Below are 12,253 nucleotides of genomic sequence, written 5' to 3' on the forward strand. Positions count from 1 at the left end.
GGCTAAATTACAGAAAATTCAAAAAATCAGAGGATTCGTCGGGAATGCGATTCTGTTTTCTCCTGGTAGCCGCGCTATTTCTTGCAGGATGCAGCAGTCATCGCGCACCGCCGCCCAACGCGCGGCTGTCTGATTCTATCGCCGTGATTGCAGGCCTTAACGATCAGCTCCATAGCTGGGGGGGCACGCCTTATCGCTACGGTGGCATGACCCGCGGTGGGGTGGACTGCTCGGGGTTTGTCCTGCTGACGTTTCGCGACAAGTTTGCCCTGCAGTTGCCGCGTGAAACGCGCCAGCAGGCGACAATAGGCACCGAAATTGATAAAGACGATCTCTTACCGGGCGATCTGGTCTTCTTTAAAACCGGTTCCGGAGAAAGCGGTCTGCATGTCGGGATATACGATACTGATAACCAATTTATACACGCCTCGACCAGCCGCGGCGTGATGCGTTCGTCTCTTAATAACGTCTACTGGCGTAAAAACTTCTGGCAAGCCCGGCGCATTTAACCCCGTCGCGCCAGCCGGGCGCGACGCAGCTTCTCTTTAAATGAGATTCGTTTCTGAGCATTAATTTACAGGGACCAGAGGTGGGAATTAATGTTAAGCAATTGTGGTAGTTAGCGAATACTGGCTATTAAACAGCAACCAGGATAAGATTATTTCAGGACTAAGGAAAATCCGAAAATTAAACGGAACGAATGAAATTATTCTTATTAAAATCCATAAGGTTGAATTGCTTCAGCATATGTTTCAGGATGTCATGTATCGTCTTTAAATCAGGACGGATGCCATGATTGTGATGCTGGATATTGCGTATCAAACAGAATTTTTATTGGTCCCTGCGCGCCATGACTCAGGAGCGCTAAAAGGACTTGAAATAAACGTCAACTTTGTGGGCGTTAACAACCAGGTGCGCATACCTACCGAGCTGGTGCGGCCTATGCTAACGCCTGTGCAGGAGTTGATGCTGTTTCAGGAGCAGCTCGCCTTGCTTGAAACCTGCAAACTCTTTTTTATTCAGCAACAGCTCATCGCCTGGATAAATATCTCGCCAGTCATCGTTGAATACCTGATAACAGAAGAAGAAGGTGTTTCAATATGTGAACGATATCCATGGCTGGAGTTCACCATTTATGAAAACTACCCTGACCTTAATAAAGGCAATTTAAATACCACGCTAATGAATTTCGCGCTGCGCTTTCCGCTGGTGTTGGGTAATTTCGGAACCGGGGATGCGTCAACCAAAGCCATTTTTGATGGCATGTTTAAACGCGTGGCGCTGGATAAAAATTTCATTCAGAATCATCTTACTGAAAATACCTTCGATCCTTTTTTACGGGCTATCTTTGCCCAGGTATCGCCGTACTGTCAGTCGCTGATGGTAGCGGGCGTTAATGATGAGATCGTCTTGCAACGGTTGTCGGCTTACGGCTTCAGTGCCATGCAGGGTAACCTGTGGCCTGCCGTTCCCCTTGAGCGGATCACGTCGCTGGTGCAGTGATAACCTTGGTCTTAACCGGTGTTTAACATCTGACAAACCCACTACACTAAAAGCAGGAGGACCTATGACCCTGTCTTTTACCGCGCACTGGCATGATGAACTACCCGGTTTTTACACGGCCCTGAAACCCACGCCCCTGAACAATGCCCGTCTAATCTGGCATAACACGGCGCTGGCAGACGAACTGGCAATCCCGGCCTCGCTCTTTACCCCTGAACAAGGCGCTGGTGTCTTTGGCGGCGAAACACTGCTGCCGGGCATGCAGCCGCTGGCGCAAGTCTATAGCGGGCACCAGTTCGGCGTCTGGGCCGGACAACTGGGAGACGGGCGGGGGATCCTGCTTGGCGAACAGCAGCTTGCCAATGGACAAACAATGGACTGGCACCTGAAAGGCGCCGGACTCACGCCATACTCGCGTATGGGCGATGGCCGCGCCGTGCTGCGCTCCACCATCCGCGAAAGCCTGGCTTCCGAGGCGATGCATGCCTTGGGCATTCCCACTACCCGCGCACTGTCGATTGTCACCAGCGATACCCCCGTCGCGCGTGAGACGATGGAGCAGGGGGCCATGCTCATCCGTGTTGCCCAGAGCCATGCCCGTTTCGGCCATTTTGAACACTTCTACTATCGCCGCGAGCCGGAGAAAGTCCGCCAGCTGGCAGATTTTGTTATTCGTCACCACTGGCCGCAGTGGCAGGACGAGGCCGATAAGTACATTCTCTGGTTCCGCGACGTGGTGGCGCGTACCGCATCCCTGATCGCCAGCTGGCAGACGGTGGGCTTTGCTCATGGCGTAATGAATACCGATAACATGTCGATCCTCGGGCTGACTATCGATTATGGCCCGTACGGTTTCCTCGACGACTATCAGCCAGGTTATATCTGCAACCACTCCGACTATCAGGGGCGTTACAGCTTTGATAACCAGCCTGCTGTCGGGCTGTGGAACCTGCAGCGTCTGGCCCAGTCCCTGTCGCCGTTCATTGATGTTGAAGCGCTCAACGACGCGCTGGATGGCTACCAGGAGGTGCTCCTGCAGCAATACGGCAAACTGATGCGCCGCAAGCTGGGGCTGATGACCGAGGAGAAGGGCGATAACACCCTCCTGAATAACCTGTTTGCGCTGATGGCTCGCGAAGGCAGCGACTACACCCGCACCTTCCGCATGCTGGGGCAAACCGAGCAGCAGAGCGCCGCTTCGCCGCTACGCGATGAGTTTATCGACCGTCAGGCCTTTGATGACTGGTTTGCGATTTACCGCGCGCGCCTGCAGCAGGAGAACGTTGCCGACGATGTGCGTCAGGCCCAAATGAATGCCGTTAACCCGGCGATGGTGCTGCGTAACTGGCTGGCGCAGCGGGCGATCGAGCAGGCTGAAAAAGGCGATTACGCTGAGCTTCACCGCCTGCATGATGCCCTGCGGACGCCGTTTGCTGACCGTAACGATGACTATATCAGCCGCCCGCCAGACTGGGGCAAGCGGCTTGAGGTGAGTTGCTCAAGCTAACGCGTGAGAAAACCGGCTGCGGTGGCGAAGGGGTTATTTTGTGAGGATGAGTTTTCCGGCATGTGTCTGGCGCAACAGGTAGTGCTGACCATGATGCTCGATGATGACGCGTCCCTCTTCGCCCAGCAGCTGTTTACTGTCGATACGGCGATCGGTCGCCTCCGGGGCCGGCGCTTTTTTGTCTTCATGACGGGCAAGCGTTGCTGCAGTGTTATCCATACGTGACATATAAGTTTTTAAAATAGCAATCAATGTAACATTGATAATCATTATCGATAAACTGACCGGTTCAGCAACTGTTTTTGTGAGAAAAAGTAAAGGGATTGAGAGATGCGCCCAGAAAAAAAGCCCGGTGGTGCTTAACTTACCGGGCCTACGGTAGGGGTTTGTAGGCCGGGTAAGGCGTAGCCGCCACCCGGCGCAGGTGCTAAAAGCGTGAGTCCACCGCCGCCGCAAGTTTATCCAGCAGCACTTCAGTATCTTCCCAGCTCAGGCAAGGATCGGTAATTGACTGGCCGTAAGTAACAGGCTGGCCGACCACCACTTTTTGCGTACCTTCGCGCAGGAAACTTTCGGCCATCACCCCGGCAATGGCGCTGGAGCCGTTGCGGATCTGCTGGCAAACCTCGTCGCAGACATCAAGCTGGCGACGGTGCTGTTTCTGGCAGTTACCGTGGCTAAAATCCACTACCAGCTGTTCCGGCAGGTCGAACTCCCGCAGGGTGTCGCAGGCTTCCGCGATATCCTGCGGATGATAGTTCGGCTGTTTGCCGCCGCGCATAATGATGTGGCCGTAAGGATTGCCGCTGGTCTGATAGATGGTCATCTGACCGTTCTTGTCCGGCGACAGGAACATATGGCTGGCGCGGGCGGCGCGGATGGCATCTACCGCGATGCGGGTATTGCCGTCGGTGCCGTTTTTAAAGCCCACCGGGCAGGAGAGCGCCGAGGCCATTTCACGGTGGATCTGGCTTTCGGTGGTACGGGCACCAATCGCCCCCCAGCTGATGAGATCGGCAATAAACTGTCCGGTCACCATATCGAGAAATTCAGTGGCGGTCGGCACGCCAAGCTCGTTGACCTGCAACAGCAGTTTGCGTGCCAGCTGGATGCCGTGATTGACCCGGTAGCTGCCGTTTAAATCGGGATCCGAGATCAGCCCCTTCCAGCCTACCACCGTGCGCGGCTTCTCAAAGTAGGTTCGCATCACGATCTCCAGTCGTGACTGGTGCTTATCCCGAAGTCCTTTCAGGCGCTGGGCGTAGTCCATCGCGGCGTCAAGATCGTGAATAGAGCAGGGACCTACAATCACCAGCAGGCGGCGATCGTCCCCATTAAGGATTTTTTCAATACGTTTACGTGACGTTGTCACGTTCTCGGCCACTGCCGCAGAAACAGGGTACCGCTGGGCCAGCTCTGCTGGCGTCACCAGGCTATCGATACGCGCTGTGCGGAGTTCATCGGTTTTATTCATGGTATTTCTCAGAATGTAGTGCTTCATCGGTAACTTACCGGGAAGTGATGGGCATCACCTTAAACCAATCCCCGCTGATTTCAAGTGCAGGGCACAGACGTGCCCTGTAATGGGGAGCAAGTATAAAGGATCGTGAACTAATGTACTAGCCTGTTAGTACATGCGGCGATTCAGGCCCATAATATCGAGAATTTTGGTGGCGATCTCTTCGACCGAATAGTTGGTGCTGTTCAGACACGGAATATTGTTTTTGCGGTACAGGGCTTCGACTTCAGCCACTTCCATACGGCACTGGCGCATGGAGGCGTAGCGGCTGTTTTCCCGGCGCTCTTCACGGATGGCCGCCAGGCGTTCCGGGTTAATGGTCAGACCAAACAGCTTATGTTGCAGGGGTTTTAACGCCGCCGGGAGTACCAGATTATCCATATCATCGGCAATAAAGGGGTAGTTGGCGGCGCGGATCCCGAACTGCATCGCCAGATAGAGGCTGGTAGGGGTCTTACCGCAGCGCGACACGCCGAGCAGAATGACCTGGGCCTGATCGAGATTACGCAGTGAGATACCGTCATCATGGGCGAGGGTGTAATCGATGGCGGCGATACGCGCGTCATATTTAGTGATATTCGCCGGGTTCAGGCCATGGGTACGGTGCGCCACCGGGGTGGGATCCAGTTTCATCTCCTGCTGTAGTGGGGCCACCAGCGCCTGGACGATATCCTGGCAAAAGCCTTCGCTCTGTAAAATGATCTGGCGAATCTCCGGGATCACAATCGAATAGAAGACCAGCGGGCGCACGCCGGTCTGCTGAAAAATGGCATCGATTTGATCTTTCACTGCTCTGGCGCGGCTCTCATTTTCCACAAACGGCAGGGTAATGCTGTTAATGGAAACCGGGAACTGCGACATCACCGCATGGCCCAGTACTTCGGCGGTGATGGCCGTACCATCGGAAATATAAAAAACGTGGCGATCGACAGCATTATCCATTTTGCACACTCGGTATATCAGATGTAATTGACTGAAAGCATAAATTAAAAAAGTAAAATACAACAGGCAATGTACGCTGGAAAATAAAAATGAAACGCTATTTTTATTTTAATTGAAAGGGGTGTTTCATTTTTCAGAATCACACTAAAGTCTGAGTATTTTTGTGGGAATCCATAAGAATCATCAGGTTAGGATTTAAGCGGGAAGAGTCTGAAAAGCTAAAAAATAAAAGTGCTTACACGATTCACCGTTTTTTTAGTGCGAATAAATATGACAGTATAAATACGCAGTAAGGAACTTCTTAAAACCCGTTCATATATCATAAAAGGATTGTTTCGATGTCCAACAATGGCTCGTCACCGCTGGTGCTTTGGTATAACCAACTCGGCATGAATGATGTAGACAGAGTTGGAGGCAAAAATGCCTCCCTGGGTGAAATGATTACAAATCTGTCCAGTATGGGTGTCTCCGTACCGAATGGATTTGCTACCACCGCCGATGCTTTTAACTATTTTCTGGATCAAAGCGGCGTAAACCAGCGCATTTACGAACTACTGGATAATACGGACATTGATGATGTCTCCGAGCTTGCTAAAGCCGGGGCTCAGATCCGCCAGTGGATCATCGACACACCTTTCCAGCCTGAACTGGAAAAAGCCATTCACGACGCCTACAACCAGCTTTCCGCTGACGATGCGCAGGCCTCCTTTGCCGTGCGCTCCTCTGCGACCGCAGAAGATATGCCGGATGCCTCCTTCGCCGGACAGCAGGAGACCTTCCTCAACGTGCAGGGCTACGATGCGGTGCTGGTGGCGGTAAAACATGTGTTTGCCTCCCTGTTTAACGACCGCGCAATCTCCTATCGCGTGCATCAGGGTTATGACCACCGCGGCGTTGCGCTGTCGGCGGGCGTGCAGCGCATGGTGCGTTCAGACCTGGCCTCATCAGGTGTGATGTTCTCTATTGATACCGAATCGGGTTTCGATCAGGTGGTCTTTATCACCTCTGCCTGGGGTCTGGGCGAGATGGTGGTGCAGGGTGCCGTCAACCCTGACGAATTCTATGTTCACAAGCCAACCCTGGCCGCGGATCGCCCGGCTATCGTGCGCCGCACTATGGGGTCGAAAAAGATCCGCATGGTTTACGCCCCGACCCAGGAGCACGGCAAACAGGTTCGTATTGAAGATGTGCCGCAGGAACAGTGCGACCGCTTCTCCCTGACCGATGCCGAAGTGCAGGAGCTGGCGAAGCAGGCGGTGCAGATTGAGAAGCACTATGGCCGTCCGATGGATATCGAATGGGCCAAAGACGGTAACACCGGCAAACTGTTCATCGTCCAGGCGCGCCCGGAAACCGTCCGTTCCCGCGGCCAGGTGATGGAGCGTTACACCCTGCATGCCCAGGGCAAAATCATCGCTGAAGGCCGTGCTATCGGCCACCGTATCGGCGCAGGCCCGGTGAAAGTGATCCACGACATCAGCGAAATGAACCGTATCCAGCCGGGCGATGTGCTGGTAACTGACATGACCGACCCGGACTGGGAACCGATCATGAAAAAGGCCTCGGCGATTGTCACCAACCGTGGCGGTCGTACTTGTCACGCGGCGATCATCGCCCGTGAGCTGGGTATTCCGGCGGTTGTCGGCTGTGGTGACGCCACGGAACGCATGAAGGACGATGAGAACGTCACCGTCTCCTGCGCCGAAGGCGACACCGGTTATGTCTACGCGGAGCTGCTGGACTTCAGCGTGAAGAGCTCCAGCGTGGATACCATGCCGGATCTGCCGCTGAAGATCATGATGAACGTCGGCAACCCGGACCGGGCGTTTGACTTCGCCTGCCTGCCTAATGAAGGTGTTGGCCTGGCGCGTCTGGAGTTCATCATCAACCGTATGATCGGGGTTCACCCGCGTGCGCTGCTGGAGTTCGATGACCAGGATCAGAAGCTGCAAAAAGAGATCCGCGAGATGATGAAGGGCTACGACTCGCCGAAAGAGTTCTATGTTGGCCGTCTGGCTGAAGGGATTGCGACGCTGGGTGCGGCCTTCTTCCCGAAACGCGTCATCGTGCGTCTCTCTGACTTCAAATCTAACGAATATGCCAACCTGGTGGGCGGCGAGCGTTACGAACCAGAAGAAGAGAACCCGATGCTGGGCTTCCGTGGCGCCGGTCGTTATGTCTCTGACAGCTTCCGCGACTGCTTTGCCCTGGAGTGCGAAGCGGTGAAACGCGTGCGCAACGATATGGGGCTGACCAACGTTGAGATCATGGTGCCGTTCGTGCGTACCGTGGATCAGGCGAAAGCGGTCATTGACGAACTGGCGCGTCAGGGGCTGAAGCGCGGCGAGAACGGGCTCAAAATCATTATGATGTGTGAGATCCCGTCCAACGCCCTGCTGGCAGAACAGTTCCTTGAGCACTTCGACGGCTTCTCTATCGGCTCGAACGATATGACGCAGCTGGCGCTGGGTCTGGATCGCGACTCTGGCGTGGTTTCCGCGCTGTTTGATGAGCGTAACGAGGCGGTCAAAGCGCTGCTGTCGATGGCCATCCGTGCCGCGAAGAAGCAAGGTAAGTACGTGGGTATCTGTGGTCAGGGACCTTCCGACCATGAAGACTTTGCCGCATGGCTGATGGAAGAGGGGATCGATAGCCTGTCCCTCAATCCGGACACCGTAGTACAAACCTGGCTGAGCCTGGCCGAACTTAACAAGTAACATTCAGGTTCTGCACGATAAAAGGTGAGGATGTTGATCCTCACCTTTTTTATTTTCCCCGAGACTTGCTCTCCATCACAAATAAATCAAAAAACTAAATATCATAATTTGTCTGTTAATTTAGACAATTGTTAGCAGGCAAGGCGTTGCTAATAATTGAGCCTCGAATGCGCATGAATCTGATTCTTGCGCAGCTGGTTGAAATAATTTTAACCTGATAAAAAGGCTCATTAAAAATGACAATTTCCTCTGTATTGAGTACGAAGGATAAAATAGGCTATGGATTAGGTGATATGGCCAGCGCGCTGGTGTGGCAAACGGCGACGTTATTTTTGGCCTACTTTTATACCGATGTTTTTGGTCTGCCTGCGGCCATTATGGGTACCATGTTTTTAGTCGTCAGGGTAGTGGATGCCTTTGTCGATCCCTGTATTGGCGCGCTGGTCGATCGCACCCAAACCCGCCACGGTCGTTTCCGCCCCTGGCTGCTCTGGTTCGCCATTCCGTTTGGCGTCAGCTGCCTGATTACCTTCTATGTACCGGACGTAGGCGCCACGGCAAAAATTATCTATGCCTGCGTCACCTACGCCATTTTAAGCCTTATCTACTCCGCCATTAACGTACCTTACTGCGCCATGCCCGGCGCTCTGACGCTGGATCCGCGCGAGCGCCACTCCCTGCAATCCTGGCGTTTTGGTTTGTCGTTTATCGGCGGCCTGATCGTCACGGTTATCGCCTTACCGCTGGTCTCTTATTTAGGCAATGACAACGTTCAGAAGGGCTATTTTTATGCCATGAGCCTTATGGGGTTATTAGGCATTATCTTATTCTTCTGCTGTTTCTTTATGACCCGCGAACGTTATTCTCCCCGTAATGACACCTCGGGCTCAATGCTGACGGATTTAAAACTGCTGGCCGGAAATAGCCAGTGGCGAATCGTTTTCCTGTTCAATATTCTCCTGCTCACCGCGGTGGTCACGCGTGGATCAGCAACGATGTATTACGTGAAATATGTTCTGCTGCGGCCTGAGCTGATTTTTGCTTTTATTGTCTCGGGGATGGTGGCTTCGCTGAGCGGCGCTTTATTATCCGAACGCCTGCTGGGAAAATTTGACCGGGTTCGCGCATATCAGTGGACCATTATTACCTTCGTTATTTTTGGCGCGCTGATTTTCTTCATTCCGCCTTCCCAGGTCTGGCTGATCTTTGGTTTGAATATCATCTTTAGCTTCATACAAAACCTGACCACGCCGCTCCAGTGGACCATGTTCTCGGACGTGGTGGACTACGAAGAGCATCGCAGCGGCCGCCGACTCGACGGGCTGGTGTTCTCTACCGCGCTGTTCGCCATCAAATTTGGTCTTGCGCTGGGCGGTGCCGTGGTGGGCTGGGTGCTGGGGATGGTGGATTACGCGCCGGGAGAGGCCACCCAGACCCCGCACGTGCTCTCTACGATCAACGCCTTGTTCACCCTGATCCCCTGCGGCCTGTTTATTTGCATGGTGCTACTGCTGGCGGTCTACAAGCTCAACAGCCGACTGGTGGATAACATTGCGCGTGAACTCGCAAGCAAACGTGAAACCCGTAACGAGGCTGGGCACCTCAGCCCGGCAATTCATTCCGCAACTCAGGAGTAACTGATGACTGCTATTTACAAGGATGCGGGCCGTCCCGTGCAGGAGCGCGTCGCCGACTTACTGGCGCGCATGTCCCCGGAAGAGAAATTTGCCCAGATGCACGCCTACTGGCTGATCCTCGATGAGAACGGCAATCACCGTGAGCGTAGCGATTTAAGCGATGAATTTGCCGGTGTAAGTGAACAGGCCGCCCTGAGCGAACGCCTGAAGCTGGGCGTCGGGCAGATCACCCGTCCGCTGGGCACCCACATCGTTGATGCCAGAACCGGCGTGCGTGCCGCTAACCGTCTGCAACGCATGATGATGGAGGAGACGCGGCTCGGTATACCGGCGCTGTTCCACGAAGAGTGCCTGGTGGGGCTGCTGTGTAAAGACGCCACCCTGTTTCCCTCCTCGCTGAATTACGGTTCAACCTGGGATCCGGAGCTGGTGCAGCGTGCCGCTGAACAGATAGGTAAAGAGGCCCGCTCGGTTGGCTGCCAACAGGGGCTGGCACCGGTGCTGGACGTCTCCCGCGACGTACGCTGGGGGCGTACAGAAGAGACCTTTGGCGAGGATCCGTGGCTGGTGGGTGTCATGGCAACAGCATATGTGAAAGGCTTGCAGGGCGATAAACGCGATCTGCTGGCGACCCTCAAGCACTATGTTGGCCACTCCTTTAGCGAAGGGGCGCGCAACCACGCCCCGGTTCATCTTGGTTTCAGCGAACTCAACGACACTTTCCTGCTGCCTTTTGAGATGGCGGTGAAGCTGGCGAATGCCGGATCAGTGATGCCGGCTTATCACGATATTGATAATCAACCCGGCCACAGCGACCATTTCCTGCTCACCACCGTGCTACGAGAGCAGTGGGGCTTTGACGGCATCATCGTGGCGGATTACGGCGGTGTGAGTCTGTTGCATCAGCATCATGGGGTGTCCCACGATGCAGCCGAATCGGCCGCACTGGCCTTTAACGCCGGGCTGGACGTCGAACTGCCAAAAGATGACTGTGCCCGACATCTGGCCGGGGCGGTGGAGCGGGGCCTGATCACCATGGAGAAAGTGGATGAGATCGTTGCCCGCGTGCTGACCGAAAAATTCCGCCTTGGTCTCTTTGAACATCCGTATGCCGACGAAAATGCCATCGATCTGCAAAGTGACGAGACTCGCCGGGTGGCCCGCGAGGTGGCGACGCGCTCGCTCACTCTGCTGGAGAACCGCGGCGTTCTGCCTCTCTCCGGTAAACCTCGCGTGGCGGTGGTTGGGCCCACGGCGGACGATCCGCTGGCGCTATTAAGCGGCTACAGCTTCCCGGTCCATTTGATCATCAGTGACATGGTGGAAGAGACCGCCCAGGTGACCACCCCGCTGCAGGCGCTGAAACACTACCTGGGCGAGGCCCACGTTCAGTATGCGCAAGGATGTCATATCATCGAAAAACGTATGGCGGGGGCCCCGGTTTTCCCGGGGGACAGCAGCGGCAAACCGATGCAGCAGTCACCGGTTTCGCAGGATACCCACCTCATCCCGCAAGCCGTGCGGGTCGCCAACGACAGCGATGTGGTAGTGGCATGCGTGGGGGACCTGGCGGGCCTGTTCCAGAGCGGCACCGTGGGTGAAGGTTCGGATACGGACAGCCTGAATCTGCCCGGCGTTCAGCAGCAGTTGCTGGAGGCGCTGGTGGCGACCGGCAAACCAGTGATCGTGGTGATGACGGGAGGGCGGCCATATAACCTGCAGGGGCTGGAAGATCGCGTAGCGGCCCTGATGATGGCCTGGGCGCCGGGTCAGGAAGGCGGCTGGGCCATTGCCGACGTACTGACCGGGCGGACAGAGCCACAGGGCAGGCTGGTGGTCAGCGTACCGAAAAGCGCGGGGGCAATGCCTTTCTACTACAACCACAAGCTGAAAAGCGGCGGTACGCCGTTCGCCTTCCACTTTGGGGCTCGCTATCCCTTTGGCTATGGCCTGGGCTGGACGACCTTCAGCTGGGGAGCCGCACGGCTGGCTGAGAGCAGTGTGCCCGTCGACGGCGAAGTGACGCTGAGCATCGACGTGAAAAACAGCGGCGAGCGCAGCGGGAGCGAAGTGGTCCAGGTTTACGTCCGGGATAAAGTTGCCAGCCAGGTGCGGCCGTTGCAGGAGCTAAAAGCCTTCCAGCGCGTCACCCTGTCTCCGGGTGAAAGCGCCACGCTCACCTTCACGCTGCCAGTTGATCTCTTCAACTTTACGCGGCGGGACGGCAAACGCGTTGTCGAACCGGGTGAGTTTGAGCTGCAGGTTGGGGCATCATCGGCGGATATTCGCGAGGTGGTGACGGTGAACGTGACCGGTCAAACGCGGGTGCTGACGGGTGAGTGGAAGATGCTTAGCAGATGCTCAGTAAGCCAGTTATAACGTAAGTGAGCTTACCTTGGTTCTTAATCAGGGTAAGCTCAAATTAAGT

The 12,253-nt window shown here is 55.1% G+C and carries 9 protein-coding genes; 6 read left to right on the top strand and 3 right to left on the bottom strand.

The genetic code is table 11. From position 1 onward, the window contains the following. Positions 1 to 44 precede the first annotated feature (44 nt). The 3 genes from GNG26_RS09270 to selO all read left to right on the top strand — a co-directional run bounded on the left by GNG26_RS09270 (position 45) and on the right by selO (position 3,010). Positions 45 to 509: an NlpC/P60 family protein gene (locus GNG26_RS09270; protein WP_103179311.1), complete on the top strand. Its 465-nt coding sequence runs from the start codon at positions 45 to 47 to the stop codon at positions 507 to 509. A 283-nt stretch (positions 510 to 792) separates the two neighbouring features. Continuing rightward, positions 793 to 1,503 carry an EAL domain-containing protein gene (locus GNG26_RS09275; protein ID WP_156238483.1) on the top strand — a complete coding sequence of 237 codons (711 nt, stop codon included), beginning with the start codon at positions 793 to 795 and terminating at the stop codon, positions 1,501 to 1,503. 64 nt (positions 1,504 to 1,567) lie between these two features. Further along, complete coding sequence (gene selO / locus GNG26_RS09280; protein ID WP_156238484.1) at positions 1,568 to 3,010, top strand: protein adenylyltransferase SelO; 1,443 nt, start codon at positions 1,568 to 1,570, stop codon at positions 3,008 to 3,010. Between the two features lie 33 nt (positions 3,011 to 3,043). Here the strand turns inward: selO and hemP are convergent, their stop codons facing one another. From hemP to GNG26_RS09295, 3 genes are all read right to left on the bottom strand, one after another. Beyond that, positions 3,044 to 3,280 carry a hemin uptake protein HemP gene (gene hemP, locus GNG26_RS09285; RefSeq protein ID WP_156238485.1) on the bottom strand — a complete coding sequence of 79 codons (237 nt, stop codon included), beginning with the start codon at positions 3,278 to 3,280 and terminating at the stop codon, positions 3,044 to 3,046. Between the two features lie 157 nt (positions 3,281 to 3,437). Next, positions 3,438 to 4,484, bottom strand: coding sequence for a 3-deoxy-7-phosphoheptulonate synthase AroH (aroH, locus tag GNG26_RS09290; RefSeq protein ID WP_156238486.1), 1,047 nt, complete (start codon positions 4,482 to 4,484; stop codon positions 3,438 to 3,440). Positions 4,485 to 4,637: 153 nt separating this feature from the next. Then, a complete protein-coding gene (locus GNG26_RS09295; protein ID WP_103823860.1) occupies positions 4,638 to 5,471 on the bottom strand; it encodes a pyruvate, water dikinase regulatory protein in 834 nt (277 codons plus the stop codon). A 338-nt stretch (positions 5,472 to 5,809) separates the two neighbouring features. Between GNG26_RS09295 and ppsA the strand changes: the two genes are divergently transcribed. The 3 genes from ppsA (at position 5,810) to GNG26_RS09310 (ending at position 12,204) form a co-directional block, all read left to right on the top strand. After that, entirely contained in the window at positions 5,810 to 8,188 is a 2,379-nt protein-coding gene (gene ppsA / locus GNG26_RS09300) for a phosphoenolpyruvate synthase (protein ID WP_103823861.1), read from the top strand. A 236-nt stretch (positions 8,189 to 8,424) separates the two neighbouring features. Next, a complete protein-coding gene (locus tag GNG26_RS09305; RefSeq protein ID WP_156238487.1) occupies positions 8,425 to 9,825 on the top strand; it encodes an MFS transporter in 1,401 nt (466 codons plus the stop codon). Positions 9,826 to 9,828: 3 nt separating this feature from the next. Beyond that, positions 9,829 to 12,204, top strand: coding sequence for a glycoside hydrolase family 3 N-terminal domain-containing protein (locus GNG26_RS09310; RefSeq protein ID WP_156238488.1), 2,376 nt, complete (start codon positions 9,829 to 9,831; stop codon positions 12,202 to 12,204). The last annotated feature ends 49 nt before the right edge of the window (positions 12,205 to 12,253 follow it).

Source organism: Leclercia sp. J807 (assembly GCF_009734465.1).
Lineage (GTDB): Bacteria > Pseudomonadota > Gammaproteobacteria > Enterobacterales > Enterobacteriaceae > Enterobacter.